The 18,098-nt window shown below is 45.1% G+C and carries 16 protein-coding genes; 15 read left to right on the forward strand and 1 reads right to left on the reverse strand.

Going from position 1 to position 18,098, the window contains the following annotated elements:
* The first annotated feature begins 4 nt into the window (after nucleotides 1–4).
* From FH974_RS25280 to traN, 4 genes are all read left to right on the forward strand, one after another.
* Complete coding sequence (locus FH974_RS25280; protein WP_207104379.1) at nucleotides 5–763, forward strand: hypothetical protein; 759 nt, start codon at nucleotides 5–7, stop codon at nucleotides 761–763.
* A 349-nt stretch (nucleotides 764–1,112) separates the two neighbouring features.
* Nucleotides 1,113–1,340, forward strand: a complete 228-nt coding sequence (locus FH974_RS25285; protein WP_207104380.1) for a hypothetical protein — start codon at nucleotides 1,113–1,115, stop codon at nucleotides 1,338–1,340.
* Between the two features lie 120 nt (nucleotides 1,341–1,460).
* The gene (locus FH974_RS25290) at nucleotides 1,461–3,581 is read left to right on the forward strand and encodes a dynamin family protein (protein WP_207104381.1); all 2,121 of its coding nucleotides are present in this window, start codon (nucleotides 1,461–1,463) and stop codon (nucleotides 3,579–3,581) included.
* Nucleotides 3,582–4,303: 722 nt separating this feature from the next.
* A complete protein-coding gene (gene traN / locus FH974_RS25295; protein ID WP_207104382.1) occupies nucleotides 4,304–7,141 on the forward strand; it encodes a conjugal transfer protein TraN in 2,838 nt (945 codons plus the stop codon).
* Between the two features lie 175 nt (nucleotides 7,142–7,316).
* Here traN and FH974_RS25300 read toward each other — a convergent pair whose 3' ends face one another.
* Nucleotides 7,317–8,009 (reverse strand): hypothetical protein, encoded by a 693-nt coding sequence (locus FH974_RS25300; RefSeq protein WP_207104383.1) that lies wholly within the window; start codon nucleotides 8,007–8,009, stop codon nucleotides 7,317–7,319.
* A 325-nt stretch (nucleotides 8,010–8,334) separates the two neighbouring features.
* On the opposite strand from FH974_RS25300, the gene FH974_RS25305 reads away from it, so the two are divergent.
* The 11 genes from FH974_RS25305 to FH974_RS25355 all read left to right on the forward strand — a co-directional run bounded on the left by FH974_RS25305 (nucleotide 8,335) and on the right by FH974_RS25355 (nucleotide 18,094).
* Nucleotides 8,335–8,724, forward strand: a complete 390-nt coding sequence (locus tag FH974_RS25305) for a hypothetical protein (RefSeq protein WP_207104384.1) — start codon at nucleotides 8,335–8,337, stop codon at nucleotides 8,722–8,724.
* Nucleotides 8,725–8,815: 91 nt separating this feature from the next.
* A complete protein-coding gene (locus FH974_RS25310; protein ID WP_242551993.1) occupies nucleotides 8,816–9,799 on the forward strand; it encodes an AAA family ATPase in 984 nt (327 codons plus the stop codon).
* A 2-nt stretch (nucleotides 9,800–9,801) separates the two neighbouring features.
* A complete protein-coding gene (locus tag FH974_RS25315; RefSeq protein ID WP_207104385.1) occupies nucleotides 9,802–10,293 on the forward strand; it encodes a hypothetical protein in 492 nt (163 codons plus the stop codon).
* Between the two features lie 52 nt (nucleotides 10,294–10,345).
* Nucleotides 10,346–10,783, forward strand: coding sequence for a single-stranded DNA-binding protein (locus FH974_RS25320; protein ID WP_207104386.1), 438 nt, complete (start codon nucleotides 10,346–10,348; stop codon nucleotides 10,781–10,783).
* 83 nt (nucleotides 10,784–10,866) lie between these two features.
* Nucleotides 10,867–11,829, forward strand: coding sequence for a recombinase RecT (locus FH974_RS26415; protein ID WP_207104387.1), 963 nt, complete (start codon nucleotides 10,867–10,869; stop codon nucleotides 11,827–11,829).
* A gap of 71 nt (nucleotides 11,830–11,900) precedes the next feature.
* The gene (locus FH974_RS25330) at nucleotides 11,901–12,107 is read left to right on the forward strand and encodes a hypothetical protein (RefSeq protein ID WP_207104388.1); all 207 of its coding nucleotides are present in this window, start codon (nucleotides 11,901–11,903) and stop codon (nucleotides 12,105–12,107) included.
* Nucleotides 12,108–12,156: 49 nt separating this feature from the next.
* Complete coding sequence (locus FH974_RS25335; protein ID WP_207104389.1) at nucleotides 12,157–12,432, forward strand: hypothetical protein; 276 nt, start codon at nucleotides 12,157–12,159, stop codon at nucleotides 12,430–12,432.
* Nucleotides 12,429–13,430: a YqaJ viral recombinase family nuclease gene (locus FH974_RS25340; RefSeq protein WP_207104390.1), complete on the forward strand. Its 1,002-nt coding sequence runs from the start codon at nucleotides 12,429–12,431 to the stop codon at nucleotides 13,428–13,430. The genes FH974_RS25335 and FH974_RS25340 overlap by 4 nt, the downstream gene beginning before the upstream one ends.
* 488 nt (nucleotides 13,431–13,918) lie before the next feature.
* Nucleotides 13,919–15,178 carry a DUF3150 domain-containing protein gene (locus FH974_RS25345; RefSeq protein WP_207104391.1) on the forward strand — a complete coding sequence of 420 codons (1,260 nt, stop codon included), beginning with the start codon at nucleotides 13,919–13,921 and terminating at the stop codon, nucleotides 15,176–15,178.
* Nucleotides 15,179–15,318: 140 nt separating this feature from the next.
* The gene (locus FH974_RS25350) at nucleotides 15,319–16,941 is read left to right on the forward strand and encodes a VWA domain-containing protein (RefSeq protein WP_207104392.1); all 1,623 of its coding nucleotides are present in this window, start codon (nucleotides 15,319–15,321) and stop codon (nucleotides 16,939–16,941) included.
* Between the two features lie 238 nt (nucleotides 16,942–17,179).
* Nucleotides 17,180–18,094, forward strand: coding sequence for a DNA adenine modification methylase (locus tag FH974_RS25355; protein WP_207104393.1), 915 nt, complete (start codon nucleotides 17,180–17,182; stop codon nucleotides 18,092–18,094).
* The last annotated feature ends 4 nt before the right edge of the window (nucleotides 18,095–18,098 follow it).

The raw sequence follows: 18,098 nt of genomic DNA on the forward strand, positions 1-18,098 counted from the left end.
TGTTATGAACGCTCCCCTGCATCCACTGGAACAAAAACTGAACAGCATCAAACACCAGCTGTTTCCTCTTCGCCAACATGCGGTTACTTCAGATAATCCTGCTGTTATTGAGGCCTACTCCACCCTGTTAGCTGCTATTTTGCGTGGCCAGCCAAGTATAAGCCCTGAGCAGGACATGGTGTTCCGTCGCCTGTTGCAATCCATGAACCTGGATGGTCAGCAAGCACAATTATTAGCTAAAGGTGGCCAACTTAGTGCCAAGGAACTGCTTGAGTGTATCGAGTTGGTTAAACAGTCTGATAAAAAAAATGCTTTAGTACTGGACGCTCTTATTCTGTTAAGAATAAACAGACATCTTTCAAAACCGGAGCTCAGTCTTATCTCTGAGTTGTCAGCCGCCCTTTCGATTCACGAGCAGAACTTCAAGATGGTTCAATTTTGGCTAATTGAAATCCTGGGAATAAATAAGAGCACATCAAACTACGAGCCAGTAATAAGAAAATACGAACGACCATCGGAATGGGTCTCAGGACTATTATCTATACGCTGTGAAATCACAAAATTAGACAAGGATTATATCGAGAGAGGTGAGGTTATCATTGACTCAACAAAGACTGAATTTCGTGAGTATGCAAAAACATCGGGAATTGTACTAACAAGCAACCCTAAGTTCATTTACATCATTGCATTCCCTCGTACCTTTTCAACATGGATCGACTTTATAGATTTCAGTAAATTAACAGGCAGAAAGAGTGCATCATGAATGCGCCAGTATTCCTTTGTAAGTAACTGAATATTAATAATATATTTGGCCATCTTGATAGCTTCATGTAAAAGACATCTCTCTTGCTATGGCATGCCATAGCAGAGCTAGCGGAGCACGACAGAAAGCTATATTTCTGTCTGCTATCGCTGTTGTTGCTGACTGTGACTGGCGGGATTATCAGTGCCAATAGCACCGCTTGCTTCTATTACTGTTATCAGCCATGGGACTAGCTGGCGTTACCAGTACCTTTACTGCCGATATACAGGTGTTACGACGATCTGCCCCATATCAGGATTAGGTCAATCTGTTTGAGCTGGTAGCTTTGCTTGAGTCACATCAGGCAGATATGGAACATCTGGCTAAGGCCACACCTTTAATCCTCGGCCAGCGCCAGGCTGGTGAACAGGCCAGCGACTTTCACCTAGGGCTGCTTAAACTGAAATGCGGGAAAGAGCTTTGGTATAAAAATGACTTCGGAGCATTTGCAGCCGGTGCCCATAATGTTTACTGGCTGCATAGAAAACTGCTTTTTAGAAAATTCAATATAGTCGTTATCAGTAGGATACGGACATAAAAACTGTAACTTCAGTTCTACCATCGATGAGCATGAGATATTTGAACAAGAGTTCATAAATTCTGAATATGAAAAGCAACACCAATCTTGGTGGAACAACTTCTAATCGCGAGCACAAGAATGAATATCAACTTAAATAATCTTCAGAGTAAAGTCGCCGACCTCTGTATGCTGTTCTCCAAACAAGCCAATGGCTTCACCGAAACCGAAAACCTGCTGGAGCTTAAACAGGAATTGGCAGATAAGATTTCTCGTTTTTCCAGAGAAGAACAATGCCTTAGCATTGGAATTATGGGGCAGGTAAAAGCCGGAAAAAGTACCTTTTTAAATGCTTTATTATTCAATGGCGAGCCGGTACTTCCCGAGGCAGCCACTCCCAAAACCGCCAACCTGACGCGCATTACCTACGGCGAAGAGCCTAGACTGGAGGTGGAATACTACAGTCTGGAAGAATGGCAGGCGCTGGAAAAGGCCGCCGCTCAGCCGGGCGACAGCGCCCAGGCCAAGGTAGCCAGAGAGTTAATAGCGCTGGCGCAACAAAACCAACTGAACGTGGCCGAAAAACTGCAACACGGCAATATCGAAACCCTTTCTGCTGCCAGCAATGAAGAGTTGTTAACCCTGCTTAATCAGTATGTGGGTGAAAATGGTCGTTATACCGCCCTGGTCAAAATGACGCACCTTTACCTGCCCCGAGAAGAACTGCGGGGCTACGAGGTAGTCGATACTCCCGGCATGAATGACCCCATTCAAAGCCGTACTCAAAAAACTAGGGATTACATGGCTGAGTGCGATGTGGTGTTTTTCCTGTCCCGGGCCAGCCAGTTTCTCGATCAGTCCGATATGAACCTGCTGAGTGAGCAACTACCTGGTAAGGGCGTCAAACGCATGGTGCTGGTGGCCGGCCAGCTCGATGGTGCCATTCTGGATGATGGCTACAACAGAACCTCGCTTGCCGAAACGGAAGAAAATATTCTTACCCGTCTGGGCCGTGGAGCCGAGAAAAAGATTCAGGATCTGGTAAATCAGCGCGAACAACGGGGCCAGACAGAAATTGCCGCCATGCTGAGCGCAATGAAAAGGCCGGTATTTGCCAGCACCTTCGCTCATGGCTTTGCCTGCTTGCCCCAGGAAAAATGGAATCGGACCATGCAGCACAGCCACAACGAGCTGACCGAGATGGCCGAAGATGAGTGGAACAACTATCAGTTTACTCAGCAAGACTGGCTGCGCATTGGCAACTTTGCCACCCTGCAAAAAGCCTATGAACAGGCCCGAGCCGATCGCCAACCCCTGCTGGATGCCCAACGCAACAGTATTGCCAGTCACACTCAGGAAGAGTGGCAATACCGGCTGCAGTTGCTGAAAGAAGCGGTGGAAAGTCGCCATCACAAGTTGAAGACAGGAGACATCAACAGCCTGCAGCAGCAAAAAACGCAATGTGAACAACGAATTGGCAAATTCGATATGCTGCTAAAGCAACATATTCGGCAGAATATTCAGCGTATCAACCAGGCCACTGCCGAGTTAATGCAATCGCTGGAGGAACAAGCTGCGGATTATAAGCAGGTACATACTCAGACTGGTACCAAAACCATTCGAACTTCCAGAACGATCAGTACATCTTCTTGGTATAAGCCATGGACCTGGGGTGATCGGGAAACTGTCTGGGATACCGAATACGAAATATATCAGTTTGCCAGTAGTGCCGATGCCGCCGAGCAGGTTCGCAAATATGCGCAACGCTGCAAACAGGATATCGAACATAAATTCAATCAGCTGATAAACCCCAGCACGCTTAAACATGAGTTGAAAGCCAGCCTGATTAACGTGCTGGATACCAAGAGTGAGCACTTTGACCCTCAGAGTTTTCGTACCATTCTGGATCACAGTATCGAAAAGCTGAGGCTACCCGCACTGGAGTTGGAAACCGGCAATATGGCCGACATGATCAGCAGTAGGTTTCAGGGAGAAGTTAAAGGCAGCGACGTCGACTCATTACGCAGCACTCTGGCTGACACCTTGCGCCAGGTATTCCAGCGGCTTGGGCAAAGTGTGCGCCAGGGCGAAAAGCAGCTGTGCGATGCGCTGGACACGGTTTCCGCTACGCTGACCAGCAGTCTGACCCAGGATCTGCGCAAAGAGCTCGACAGACTTGAGCAAGACTTCAACCAGCGCGAGAAACAACTGGATCACTATCAGCAAGTGCTGCAATTGATTAAAGAGCACAAGCATGTGTAACGCTTCGACTGGCTGTGACTCAGCTTTGAGTTCAGCCCTCACAACAGTAAGGAATGAGCACATGAAAAGCCTTGGGCCTGGCGCTCACTTTACTCAGCGCATCAGCCTTTGCTGACGTCGGTGTCACTCAATGACGGGGTGAATCGCAGGGATCTCTGATCCCTCGCCATCCCGATTGGTATTCTTGCATCCCTGACTCCCCAAGTACAAAAGGGTGTGGCTTACCGGTAGTTCAAGGTACTAGGTGCAGAAGGTGGCCAGCACATCAAATAACTCCGGGTGAACAGCGCATTTCTCATGTGGGTAGGGCTGCGGTGGGCTAAGAACTCAATAGTGCTTTTTCCGGCTCGGTTGGCAGTAATATCTACAGGACGTTTGTGGTGGAATTGGTTGCGCAACATATACAAGATGTCATGCGCGTTAGCGATAGCCTTCATCTGTTTGTGAAATCAGCCCAAAATACCTGATGTTATTAACTTGCCGCCCGTCTTTCAGATTTCATTCATAACAGAATCCTTTGAACTATTGGCTTTCTTCCAAGTGATTAAATACTTGAAGCGGATACCGCCAAATTAAAGAAATCATCAAAACCACCTAAGTACGGAATTTTGATTACCTATCATTGCTTTGGCTACCAAAATACCCAAAACAGTCATTTCTATAAGCAAGGTACAAGTCTATAGATCGCTAAGATAACCCCAACAACAAGATGCGGGGTTAACATGAGGCATTTTTTTAACGCGTTTATTTACTTATTAAACTTTGTTCTGGTGGTCACACCACTTTATGGCCGTGCAGGTAGCCCCGGTGATGTTGGTCGTGAGGCACAAAATTTTGCTGAAGGACAAGTTTCGCTATGGAACAACCTTGGTGACTACAGCAACGGTAGTTACACTTTTACCACGCCTGATGGTGAGACGTTCTCATTATCTGCTGACGACGCAGCAGGAAATAACCTATCAGAACAAATCTATCCGGATGGAATGAATGTCGATGTCGGGGCACTGGAAGGGGCATTCAACAGTGATTCAAAGATGGGAGAACTGGGCAAATCAGCCAAGGAAAGTTTGTACACTGACGCAGCAAGTGATTCACCAACATCCATTTCAGGAAACGCCTACAAGGTCCTGCTGAGTAATGAGGAACGCAATAAACCAGATTTACGAAATGACCCTGTATTAAATGGGGTGCGCAATCAAGTCTACGATCAGATAGACGTCTGGGATAACGCTTTCGCTGATTGTACTGAAACTGTCAATGTTAAGACAACTACTAACGGCCTGCACCTCCCTGACTACAAACAGTGTACTCGCTTGAATAAGCCTCAGGGTGGTTGTGACATAGTCCATACCATTGATCTATCTGTTGATCCAGTTGACATCGTTTTCGTTATCGATAACTCAGGATCAATGAAACCTGTCATTGATGATTTAGGGAAAAACGTCCGTGCGTTTGCCAATTTGTTAACCAATAGTGCGGATAACTATCAAGATGTTCGTATTGGCGGTGTCCTGATGCGTGACCGAAGTCGACGATTTGAATTGGCTCCGGATATATCAGGATTTGAAAGTTTCATTTTTGGTATTGGTATCGATAAGGGTCCCACATATCCGTTTGATGATGTGGCAAAAGCAGCGAATACGTTTGGATGGCGAAACGGTGTTCACCGTCTGATTATACTGATAGGTAACGATGACCACGGTGGTAATCAAGCCGCTGCTGTTAATGCTATCAACGCTAAAGGCATTACTCTCTACATATTCCACAACAATCACCTAACCAAGAGTATTGGTACTCACCTTGGTGATCATTTCAATGGTTCGGCCTTATTAAAATTGGCCCAGTTTCTAACAGTGGTATCCGACCGTTGGGAACCTCAAAGTTGTATTGAAGATGGTAAGGCGACCTTAGAAGAATTCTGTTCGGGTACTTATGAAGCAACGCCAGCGAATGACGACGCATGCGTTAACATCAGTGGTTTTGAAGTGTGTCCTGGTGATGGTATCTACAACCAGCTTAAGCCGCCACCTTTACCGAACGTACCAAAGCAAGCAGAACGAATTACGGTGGGCGCCTTAGATTGTTCTTTCAATGCGGGTACTGGTTCATGCTGGTATAACACTGCAGGCGAAAAAGTGTGTGTGGGTGGAGGTGACGGTAGTGGGGAGCCGGCAGATAGTTGCGAAGTGTATGAAGCCAATACATCATGTGCATTTATCGAGTCAAAGTGTGTTGATGATGGTGCTGGCAGTGCTGGGAACTGCTATGTGTTTTCAGATACCTACGACTGCGGATACGATGTAGACGCTCCTTCTCATGAAATCAACGTTGGTTATAGTTGTGATGGAGAACTGGCGTGCTTGGGCGAAGAGTGCCTTGAATTTGACCGGACTTCAAGCCCGGACTTTGGCAAAGCTATGGGGTTGTTGAATGCAGCTCAGTTTATCTCTCAGGACATGAACTGTGCCGACCTGACGGGGACAGGAAATGTGTATTGTGAAGTCTTTGCTGGTGAACCCATGGAATGCAGTATCGCGCTGGATGATTCTGTGAGTAATGCCGTAGGGTTTACACAGAACTGTTGTGACGTGCCCACGGGGATATCTTTAGTAGATTACATGCGGTTGGTAATGGCTGTTCCTAAAATTGATGCGGCCATACTCGGGTTGGGCCAGGAAAACCTGCTTTCAGGAGCCTACCAGGGGCTGCGAAATCCGGTGATGTCAGGTTGGACGGAAGTAACAAAGCCGTTTACTAGCTTCACCGAAAATGTCTCTGGCTATGTCGATACTATGACAAAGCCGATTAAGGATTTTGCACAGGAAGCACTCCAGCCGTTGAAAGACGCTATGGCTGAAATGTTTGGTAATGCTGCCGGATCCGCCAGCTCTTCAGCATCGGTTGCCGCAGGTGGTACCGCAACTTCAGCACAGGCATCAGAACAAGCCGGTAAAGATATGATGACCGAAATACTGGGTACCGAACTTTCCGGCCTACTCAGTGGAATTATGACTGCATATGCTGTTTACAGTTTCGCATTAATGGCAGTGCAGATTGTCTTTGCTTGTGAAGAAGAACATTTTATGTTGGCTTCGAAAATTGAGATGAAATCATGCACATATGTTGGCTCTTACTGTAAGACGAAGGTTTTGGGATCATGTGTAGAAAAACGTAAAGGGTATTGTTGTTTCAACTCGCCATTGTCGCGGATCATACAAGAAGGTGCACGACCACAGCTGGGCATGTCGTGGGGCAACTCAAAAAGTCCAAGTTGTGAAGGGATTCCGGCGGAACATTTAAGCAAAATAGACTGGAATTTAATCAACTGGGAAGAGTGGATGGCTATATTGGCCGCGACTAATCAATACCCAGAAGTGGATCCAAGCATGCTAAATTTTGATGACGTAACGGGACCTGGTAGTGATTTTGATGTTTTCGATTATGAACGGTTAAATACACCTGACCGGACCATTGAGCGAATGGAAGGCATTAATGTCGATGACAAACGTGAAGAGGCTCGTGACAAAGTTAACTATTCGGTTGGAAAACCGGATGAGTAAGGTGACACGGTTGGAATATTCTACGCAAGGTTATGTTGTCTCTAACATAGTGAAAATCAAGGTTATATCCAGTTTCAATAACTGAATTTAACACGTGAAATTACACAGTTTTGCGATTGCAATAAAAAAGCGGATTCAATGAATCCGCTTTTTTTGGGGGGCTGTCAGAATGTCATCATGCTACTGCTGTAGCTGAGGACGTTTCGTTTTCTAAGTCAACGTCATCAGTCATATCTGGACCAACGGCTTGAATGACAGATTCTTCCAGTCCGTCTTTATTGGCGTTAGCACGGGCTCGCTTTTCCAATTGAATGATTTTAGTGGTCAATTTGAAAACACGAGATTTCCATTCATGGCTCATTTGAGTGCGCTGCTTATTGTCAAAGTTGCCATTCATCCATAATGAATCAACCATTTTCATTAGCTCATCAAAATGGGAAATGATGTTGGCCAACTTTTTGACCTGTGGTGAAGAAACTTCAACGATATACAATTGGGGCAATGAGTAGTCGATTGTTTCGTTGAGATTTGCTTGCTTCATCACTGCTTCAAGTTGCAGGTGTAAATTTTCAAGTGCTTTAGCTTCTTCATCTAAATAGCCGTTAATTATTTTATCCACTTCATCAATATTATCGTCGGTCTTTTTTTGTGATTGGCTGATGATTCGTAGAATAACGTCGATCGAAAAGAGTGAGAAGCTGGCGCGACGGAATGCCCGAGCCATAATGTGCTGACCGGATTTCGTATCAAGCCTGACTTTTAGTTCAAAGAATGGGTTAGAAATAGCATCAGTAGTGTGTTTGATGAATATAGGTGTCAGTGTCTCTTCGTTGTTCAGAGATCCGTTCATAGATGGTGCTGTAGTCATGGAAAACTCCTTTGTCGTAGTAAATGACGTCATTGCACCATTAGTGTAAAACTCGCATTTAAATCAAATGTCGGTCAATCCTCCCATAATGGGTAGATTGAGGTCTTTTAACCAAAAATGTCATAACCGGACATTAGTTAGCTACACCTCGCTGCAGATGGACTGGCTATTTACTTAATTCAACATGTGTCATATAGTTATCGCAATGGCTCTGCCATTTGAGCGATAGCTGGTCGCCTTAAACAATCAGCACTTTCTAATCTATCCGTCACAACGGGGCAATGACCCGTTGAGGGCATTGCTCCTTCCAATCAGGAGATAAACAATGCTCGAAACTACTTTGACCTACTCAATCACTGCCATTATCGCTTATTTAGCTTTACGTTTAGCGATTGACCTTATCCAACGTCTCGTAAGTGGTCTATTCCATTTTTTACGTCGTCGCACGATTCGGATACGGTTTAACGCTTACTTAATCCCGTATAAGTTGAAATGGTCATTACAGGCTTTTCTCAAAGGCATATGGGTTGGAATTCGTCGACTGCTTTGGTGTGCTGCGTGGCCATTCGCAAAGCTCGCAATAGCCATCCTGCCCGCCCCCGTACAAGCAAAACCTCAGATGAAGTTCCGTACTGTTTATGCGTCTGACAGTAGTGAAAATATCAATAAAATTCTTGAAAAACCGACGTTCATTAGGAAAGGGATTATTATTTAATCCTCCGCTTTAATTAATTGCTGAACTAACCCATTAACAGGCACTTTCCAGTAGGGAAGTGCCTGTCTTTATTTACAAAGAAGGAAATACCATGAAACAGAATTCTATGATCAACAAGGACTTCGCATTATTCCAAACGTTCAATCTTCCTATTGAAACGGAAGACGAAAGAAATGTGGTGATTGGCGGGTTTGAGCCATCAGACAACCCTTATATTCCACGTACCAGTGATGACTATCACTTCCGAAAAGATTTTATTCGAGAAGTACGAAGTTTCCTGAAGGCACCGAATGGCGATGCACTTTACATTGCAGGGCCAACCGGATCAGGAAAAACGTCTGGTATCACTGAAGTCTTAGGGCGATTAAATTGGCCTTGTCAGCAAGTGACAGCGCATGGTCGAATGGAAGCTGATGATTTAATCGGCCACCATATGTTGGTGTCAAGCAAGCCTGGCGAACCTCCGGTTATGCGATTTCAATATGGACCACTAGCACGCGCAATGCACTTTGGTCATGTGTTGCTGATCAATGAAGTGGATATGATGGAACCAAGCGAGTTGACTGCCCTTAACGATGTGCTAGAAGGCAGGCCATTAGTCATTGCACAAAATGGTGGTGAAGTTATTCAACCACATCCTAACTTCCGTGTAGTAGTCACAGGAAACTCCTGCGGAAATGGTGGTAGTGAAGCCAATATTTATCAGGGTGTGTTGATGCAAAACATGGCGTCATTAGATCGGTATCGCTGGCTTATTGTTGATTATATGAGCGCTGAAGCGGAGCTGAAAATGCTAAAGTGCGCTTCCAGTCTTACTGAGGACATCCTCAGTAATATGGTGAAAGTTGCAAATCTTATCCGTACTGCATTTAAGCAAGGGACAGATCAACAACTAACACTGACAATGAGTACTCGTGTGCTTAAACGTTGGGCCAGGCAAGCTGAAGCGTTTCGTTCTGCCCCCAATCCCTTAGCTTACGCGTTGGAAATCGCAATTTTACGGCGTGCCGGTGAAGTAGAACGAGAAATCGTGACACGATTTTGTCGTGATGTTTTCGGGCCGCAGTGGAAGTAATCATGAGTATTTATTGGTTATTTGAGGCACAGCCAGAGAACCGTCAGGTCTACAGTGGCTACTTTAGTGGTCGCTGCAGCAGGGCGATGGAGCTGCTTGGTTACGTCGAGCAAGACTCTAGTCAGTTATTTCACTCTACGCAATTTACTCTTATTTGGAGTGATGGTTATGCGCCGAACACTATCCATCCTGAGTTACTTAACGGGGCTGGCGAATTTCAAATCACTAATTTAACAGCTTTAGCTGTTATGTGTTATTTGAATGAAAGCATGCCACAAGAGAAAAAGGGCTCGCCCTTGACGTTCAGCAATGGCGACGGCGAACAGTACGCGCTGGCCAGTTATGATGATCTCCAGGCTTTAGTGAGAAACACACTAAGCCAAGATCAAAATGACCAGCTGTTAGGTCTTTGCATCAAACTCGGACTTACACAACCTGTTGAAGATCTGGTTGGCCTTCAGGAATTAGCCAGTGTCATAGATGATTATTTTTAGCCTGAGTACGGTTGGCATGTTTGCTAACAGCACTCATTGAATGGAGATTACTATGTTAAATAAAGTCATGCTAATAGGTAATTTGGGTGATGACCCTGAAATTAGCTATTTACCAAGCGGTACACAGGTGGCTTATTTCTCACTGGCAACCAACGAGTCGTATCGAGATCGGGAAACCGGGGAAATGAAACAGACCACAGAATGGCATCGCATTAAGATGTATGGTCGCCTTGCTGAAAGAGCTGAGCAATATTTAGGTGTGGGCCAAAGGGTTTACCTAGAAGGTAAGAACCGAACCCGGACCTATTTGACAGAAGACGAATCGGAGCGTCAGGTGACGGAAGTAGTCTGCCATCTTATGTCAATGCTCGGTGGGCGAAAGAATACTGACGGTACTGGTTCAGATCTCATCCCTGATGAGGTGGGCGGTACTCCTACCGATGATGAGGGAAAAGTTGAACCGCCTGTATTAGAAGATATACCGTTCTGACGGTTACCAGAGACCAACTTTAATGATTTAACTGAGAGCACCTGTCCTGACGGATGGGTGTTTTTCTTTGAAGGAGATAGAAAATGAATGAAGTCAATGATTCTGTAATTAATCGTTTTGCCTCGCGTTATTCAGTTGAACCAGGGAAACTGTTCGACACATTGAGAGCCACGGCATTCAAACAGCGTGAAGGCGAACAACCATCAGATGAACAGCTGTTAGCGTTGCTGGTGGTAGCGGATCAATACAACTTAAACCCATTCACCCGTGAAATTTACGCAGTACCGGATAGAAAGAACCAGACGATTATACCGGTTGTTGGCATAGACGGTTGGTGCAGAATTGTGAACGAGCACCCGCAGTTTGATGGTGTGGAGTTTCACTATTCCGATAACACGGTTCAAATGGAAGGCTGTAATAAGCCTGGTTTTGAGTGGATTGAAGCGGTTTTTTATCGCAAAGATCGTAAACATCCGTTGTCTGCCAAGGAGTTTTTAGATGAAGTATATCGTCCACCATACGTGGGAACTGATGAGTTTCACCAGACCTACACTGTTCAGGGACCGTGGCAGACACATATAAAGCGGCAACACAGACATAAGGCATATATTCAAGGGGCTCGTATAGCATTTGGATTCGCCGGAATTTATGACCTGGATGAAGCACTGCGTATTACTGAAGGTGGCACTGAAAATGCGGTTGATATATCTACCCAGAGCGATGAAGTCGTCAAAGCTCCGGATATGGAGGTAGCAACTGATGACAGCGCGAAAGCTGACGTATCATTAGTGTCGCAACCGGACAGTAATGAATCAGCGCAGGTTGACCTTAAATTATCTGACTTACACCCTGAAATGCGTCAAAAGTTGGAAGACAATTTGAATAATTACGTGTCCCGAGCCAAATCGTTAAATTGTTGGCCGCAGGTCGCTGCGTACATTTCAAATAAATATCAGGGTCAACCTCAGATTAAACGTTTTCTGCTGACCAAATTAGAAGAAGCTGAGAAAGTGGGGTTGGACAGTACGGACAACAAAGCTGCTTAGCCACATTTACCCAAGTCGGGCTCCATTTGCCCGATAGGGCCCGACGTTATCTGAGAAAAATAGGAGTGACTATGGAACTGGAGCGTCGTGGATATGAACTTGAGGTTATTGGATTCAGTCATAGCTGCCAAACAAGCGATATAGGTTTGTTCGTAAAAATTACTGAGCCAACTGATGCAGTCATTAAGACTGCGGTGGAAACGGTAAAGATGGATCAAAATATGATCGTTGCGCTTGTACTTTTATACAAGGATGGCGAGATGGTCAAGATTGTTTAACTAACTGGATGTTGTCCTGAGGGGCAACGGACATTACTAAGGAAGTGTTATGAATGAATTTATTTTTCATGAAGATCCGTCACACGGCTGGTTGGAAGTGACAATGGCTGATTTACGACGGCTGTCGACGCCCGAAGTAATAACTGGATTTTCATATATTAGTGATGATGGCCAAACCGTGTACCTGGAAGAAGACGATGATATGGGAACTTTCATCGCGTCGTTGCAAGCCCAAGGTTTGGAATATCAATGGCAGAAACGTTTTTACAATGGCGATTGCTTCATTCGGAACCTACGCCCTTACAGCTATAAGGGGGAGTCATGAACGTAGTCAACCTAGCTCAAGGCAGTGACTCCTGGTTGGCATGGCGTAGAGATGGAATCACAGGAACAGATGCAAGTGTTCTGGTTGGCCGGTCACCTCATAAAACGTTTTGGAGGCTGTGGGCAGAAAAATCTGGATACTGCCAAGAAGTTAATTTGAGCAACAATCCAATAGTCAGGCATGGACTCCAGAACGAGGCAAAGGCAAGAAAATCGTATGAGGATGCACACAACGAAATGTTGTTGCCTTTATGTGCAGAGTGGGACGATGACCCTTTGTTTCGGGCATCATTTGATGGTATCCGACTTGACGATGTACCAGTCGAGCTGAAATGTCCTCATGAGACAACATGGGGACACGTTACCCGCTTTGGCATCAACAGTGAACCGTTCCGTCTTTATGAGCCACAGGTACAACACCAGATGCTTGTGACTGGCACAGACCATGGGATATTGGTTTTCTGGTATGAAGGTAACAAGCGCGAGTTTGTAATCCAACGAGACCAAAACATGATCGATGAGATTCTTGCTCGTGGGCATGAACTGATGACGATGGTGAAAAATAATACGCCTCCCCAAAAGGATGCTGAGAAAGATATCTTCATACCTGATGAAGCACAACTGCGTGATTGGAATTACCACTCTCTTGAATATCGTCACCGGCAAGCTCGGATTGATGTGTTACAAGCAGAGTTGGATTCGTTAAAAGGCGAGCAAATTCCACACAAAGAAGCGCTGAGTAATATGATGGGTATCTATCGGCGTGCTGATTGTTCCGGCGTTCTGGTTACCCGATACGTTCAAAAAGGGCGTGTAAATTATGACAAAATATTAAAGTCCTTAGACTGGGATGGTGATACTGCCAAGTATCAAGACCCACCTACTGAAAAAATACGAGTGACATTAACAGACTCTGCGGTTCCAAAGGATGTCATAGAACCCGACGTCATTGCCTTGTTGGAAGACATACCCCTGCGGACCCAAAATGATTTCTTTTGATGACACAAGGAGAATTGGGGTAGTGATACCCCTTTTCATATAACTTAGGGGTAGCAATACCCCTTTCTCTGCATTGTTGAACAGACAGTATAGAGAAAGGGATTTTGCTCATAGAGCAATTGAGGTTAGCTGGACCTTTCAAATCAGCATTTTTAATCGCCATGGGCACCCTGCCTATGGCTGAGGTGCCTTCTATCGAACGGGAGGCACTATGCCATCGAATCTATCTGAAACAACCCTCGAAAAACTGGCATCCGGTTTTGCCGATCTGATCGTACTACGACAAATCGTCAATCCCCGGTTGTCCACGTTAACACTTTGGCTTCAATTCAATCTCAAGAATTACGTTTCGCCCCCCCAAGTTTTGACTGACCACCAAGTCGATCAAGTCTGGGAGCGGTGGCGTAAGTATCTTGAGTTGAATGGATAATTTAATCAGTTGAGTTACTTCCTCGTGGGGATGTGGCTCACTTTATGGAGGAAACAACATGTCATCACTTAGACATTTAGAAGAACTGTGTTTAGTCAGCCCCATTTTTCATATTTGGTCAGGCCAGACAAAATTGGAAGCTGACGATTTGAAATTGGGTGATGGTGGGCGACTACCACCGGACAAAGTTGCGCAGTTGGGCAGCAAAAATATCTGCGATCCGAAATTACTTACTGAGTTCAACACAATGAAAACGGCATGCCGTCGTAAGTTGTTGAGCTATGGGATGAAATTCCTAGGATCATTCATCGTCCCGATTTCAAAATTGGACGATATTATTAGTGAGTTGGAACGTATTAAAATTGAATTCAACAATTCCAAACAGACTTTTTTGTCCTGCTATTACGATGCTTTAGAGGAATGGATTACTGAAAACAAGGAATTCGAGTCAGCGATTCGTGCAGGTTCTTTATCTGTCGAAGAAGTGCAAAAACGAATTTCTTTCGATTATCAGATCATCACTGTCGCGCCGGCTCCAGTAACTGGTAGTAAAGAAAAGCTCGAAAGTGCTGTCGGAGGCCTCGGTGAAGAATTGATCAAGGAAGTAATCAGTGAAGCTAATGATTTTTACTACGGGCTCCTGAAGGGTAAGCAAACTTGCGCGGTGAAGTCGTTGGCCAGACTGGCCAACCTCCGTAATAAACTGGATGGCTTGTCTTTCCTGGATAGTTCATTTAGGCCGCTGGTGGACATGCTGACCAACACACTGTCATTGATGAAGAAGTATGAGGACAAAAAAACGATTCCCGCACCTGATGTTTACATCATCCATGCTGCGGCTTTGATAATGTCCTCTCGGGACAGTATTGAAGCGCATACAAATGGTGATCAGACTCTGGTTGGGCAAACAGCTGAGTTATGCGATGACACAGCGTTATTGACGACTTTAAGGCAAAGTCCGGTACAGGCAGTTGCCCCATTATCGGAAAAGCCTGCAGTTGATTCTTTACCGGCGGTTGATTTGCCTAGTCAGGTTCAACAGCTGGAGGAAGGTATTAAATCACCTGTTTTTGATGTTAACAGCGTCGGGGATGATTTTGATGATCTAGATGCTTTCCTCGCACAGCAAGGTATTGAGGTCATTCATGAGCCTGAAACTGAGTTAGAAGATACCAGGAGCTCAGTATCGAGCTTTGACCCAGATGAGACGGATGAAGATGTGGTCAATTCGATGCCAATACTTGGCGGAACGATTGGCGACTCGTTAAGTGATTCCGATTTTGGCGGCTCTAGCATTTCTGACGATAGCTTTTTTTAAGTGAACTAATTCGCTCCCTACAGGGAGCGAATAGTTAAACGATTGAACTTAGGAAGGTGTCTACTTGAATTTAGGTAGATTCTTGTGTTTGCAAGCATCTCAACCCTGAGGGGCGGGCATGCTATTAGTAAGGAAATAACATGAATAGAAGAAATACGATTTATACGGCATTACCAGTGGTTGCAGCAACATATGCTGAAAATTATGGGGTCCGTGTTGTTATGGGACATGATGAAGCCAGTACCGACGGCAAGACCATTGTGATTCCTAATGTGCCAGAAAGTTATCCGCATTTGGATTGCCTTTGGGGGTATTTGTCACATGAGGCAGCACATTGTCTTTTAACTGACTTCTTGACGTTGGAGCACATTAAAAGCCCACTTGAGCACAGATTATTCAATATTTTTGAAGATACAAGGATAGAACGAGCATTCATTGAATTGTACCCGGGAGCTGCTTACACCCTGCACGAGACAGCTCGGTATATGCTGAGTGCCGGTCATTACGAAGAAATAACTGAAGATCACCATCCGGCATCGGTGCTTGATGGATACTGCTTGTATTGGCTGCAATGCTATTTGGTTGGTCAAACAGTTTTGGAACCAATGGTAATGAGTGCTGATAAAGCGGCAAAAGCAGTCTTACCCGTGGGTGTTCGTACACGGTTAGCTGCACTTCTACGCAAAGTAACTGAGTTGAAGGACAGCTGGGATACATTAGCTTTGGTTCACTCCGTGATTAAAATGTTGAAAGATGAGCAAGAAAAAAGTCAGGGTCAATCCCAGGGCGATGATGGTGATCAGCAAAGTCAGGGTCAACCCCGTGACGGTGATGGTGTTCAGCAAAGTCAAGGGCAACCCCAGAGTGGCGGCTATAGTAGTCAACAGAAGTTGTTGCAAACTATCATGGATGCTCAAGCTGACGATTTAACGCATGACGTTTATCAGTCACTTGCACATGACCTGGAAAGCAGTGCGATACATGGCGACAATTCAGTCAAAACGATCCCGGTACCGAAACAGCAGAAGGGAAGTGGTGGCGCAGATTTGTTATCAGATGTTAGAACAGTTTCGTCACAGCTGAGTCAACAACTGTATGGTTTAGTACAGGCTTCGCAACAGCGAAAGTCTCGAATCGGCCGGACAGGGAAACGGATCAGTGCGAAACGTGCTACCCGTATTTTGACTGGTGACACAAGGGTTTTCGAGAAGCGTGCAGCTAAACGTGAACCTAATACTGCTGTGCATTTACTTATTGATATGAGTTCATCGATGAATCAGGGGCATGGCCCCAAAAGCCCGGCCCAAATAGCAAGGGAGTCATCATTGGCATTGGCGCTTGCTTTGGAAAATATCAAAGGGGTAAACCCTGCAGTAACGTTTTTTTCCAGCACCGCTAAGCAGCCGGTGCAGCAGGTTGTCAGGCATGGTGAACGTGTGCTCCAGAAACTCGATCATTTTATGGTCCCTGCGACTGGTTCGACGCCTATGGCTGAAGCTATATGGTTTGCTGGCTATGAATTGAGTCGTGTGAAAGAAGAAAGAAAGTTGGTCATCGTTGTCACAGATGGAGATCCTAACAACGCCTTTGCAACAAGAAATGTCATTGAACGATGTGTCAATGGAGGTTTTGAGTTCATTGGAGTGGGTGTTAAGTCCAACGCTGTAAAGAAATTTTTCAACAACAATATAGTTATTAATGATGTACAGGAACTCAGAACAACGCTCTTTAGCCTAATGGCGAGCAATCTGAGTATTATGTGATGCTGTTGGTGGCCTTACCGGGCCACCAACACTTCCTTTACACAATGCCATAGCATGCATAGTATAGGGATAACGGTAGCTGGCCAAAATCAGCATCTTCCTTTTTGTAATACACATTTCCTCCATTTGAAATACCTCTCTTGTACCGCGAGTGTCCTATCGTGAATTTTTCACGATAGCGCATTTGTGCGTTTGGCTAGCTGGGCTAACAGCATTTTTAACCAAAGGAGAATATTTTATGGCATTTGGAAATTCTGTTGTTTCTTACCCTGTGCGGGGAGAGTTTGGGGATAATAAGTATCGTGGTAACTGTTCCGGGCATCTTATCCGGGTCTTCCTTGAAAGCTACCATCCATCCAAAAAGTCATTGTTTGCTGATCCCAGCATTGGTGGTGGGACGACACGTGATGTAGCTACTGCTTTAGGGGTTAGATTCAAAGGCTCGGATTTAAGAGACGGTTTCAATCTTATACGAGATAGTCTGAGTGAATTTTTAGGTGAGAAAGCCGATTCAATCTTCTGGCATCCGCCTTATTGGGACATGATCAACTACAGCGGGAACCAATGGGGTAACGAAGCACATCCGTATGATCTAAGCCGGATGAAGTTGGAAGATTTTTGCAACGCATTGCAGTTGTCATTACTCAATATTCATGAGGCGACGGCTGTTGGAGGTCATTACGGCATCCTTATGGGGAACCTTCGCCGTGATGGTACTTACTTCAATTTATCTTCACTTGTTGAACGGGTAGCACCAGGCGTGTTAGTTGATGAAATCATAAAGATTCAACATAACTGTTTGAGTGGCAGCAAAAAATACCGTGGAAAGGTCATTCGGATCGAACACGAAAAATTGCTGGTTTTTCGCCGGACGGAATCACGTGCAGCTCTTGAAATGACAAACATTGTTTATCGCCGTGGTTTGGCACAGGAGAATGCAGTTTGGATTAATGCAATCAACTTTGTATTGTTGTCGGTCACTAAACCTATGTCAGCCGATGAAGTGATAAACGCGATTAAAACTGTTATTAAGCCAGAGAATGAATTTTGGGAAGATTTTGTCCGTGAACAACTAAAAATGAACGAGTTGTTTGTCGAGCAAAATTGCGGTGGATTCATTTTGAGAGATGAAACCAAAAAAACGAAGGAGTAACGAT

This window comes from Photobacterium ganghwense, from assembly GCF_017329545.1.
Classification (GTDB): domain Bacteria; phylum Pseudomonadota; class Gammaproteobacteria; order Enterobacterales; family Vibrionaceae; genus Photobacterium; species Photobacterium ganghwense.

Coding starts and splice junctions, on each gene's coding strand:
- FH974_RS25280 (WP_207104379.1), top strand. CDS start 5: ATGAACGCTCCCCTGCATCCACTGGAACAAAAACTGAACAGCATCAAA.
- FH974_RS25285 (WP_207104380.1), top strand. CDS start 1,113: ATGGAACATCTGGCTAAGGCCACACCTTTAATCCTCGGCCAGCGCCAG.
- FH974_RS25290 (WP_207104381.1), top strand. CDS start 1,461: ATGAATATCAACTTAAATAATCTTCAGAGTAAAGTCGCCGACCTCTGT.
- traN (WP_207104382.1), top strand. CDS start 4,304: ATGAGGCATTTTTTTAACGCGTTTATTTACTTATTAAACTTTGTTCTG.
- FH974_RS25300 (WP_207104383.1), bottom strand. CDS start 8,009: ATGACTACAGCACCATCTATGAACGGATCTCTGAACAACGAAGAGACA.
- FH974_RS25305 (WP_207104384.1), top strand. CDS start 8,335: ATGCTCGAAACTACTTTGACCTACTCAATCACTGCCATTATCGCTTAT.
- FH974_RS25310 (WP_242551993.1), top strand. CDS start 8,816: ATGAAACAGAATTCTATGATCAACAAGGACTTCGCATTATTCCAAACG.
- FH974_RS25315 (WP_207104385.1), top strand. CDS start 9,802: ATGAGTATTTATTGGTTATTTGAGGCACAGCCAGAGAACCGTCAGGTC.
- FH974_RS25320 (WP_207104386.1), top strand. CDS start 10,346: ATGTTAAATAAAGTCATGCTAATAGGTAATTTGGGTGATGACCCTGAA.
- FH974_RS26415 (WP_207104387.1), top strand. CDS start 10,867: ATGAATGAAGTCAATGATTCTGTAATTAATCGTTTTGCCTCGCGTTAT.
- FH974_RS25330 (WP_207104388.1), top strand. CDS start 11,901: ATGGAACTGGAGCGTCGTGGATATGAACTTGAGGTTATTGGATTCAGT.
- FH974_RS25335 (WP_207104389.1), top strand. CDS start 12,157: ATGAATGAATTTATTTTTCATGAAGATCCGTCACACGGCTGGTTGGAA.
- FH974_RS25340 (WP_207104390.1), top strand. CDS start 12,429: ATGAACGTAGTCAACCTAGCTCAAGGCAGTGACTCCTGGTTGGCATGG.
- FH974_RS25345 (WP_207104391.1), top strand. CDS start 13,919: ATGTCATCACTTAGACATTTAGAAGAACTGTGTTTAGTCAGCCCCATT.
- FH974_RS25350 (WP_207104392.1), top strand. CDS start 15,319: ATGAATAGAAGAAATACGATTTATACGGCATTACCAGTGGTTGCAGCA.
- FH974_RS25355 (WP_207104393.1), top strand. CDS start 17,180: ATGGCATTTGGAAATTCTGTTGTTTCTTACCCTGTGCGGGGAGAGTTT.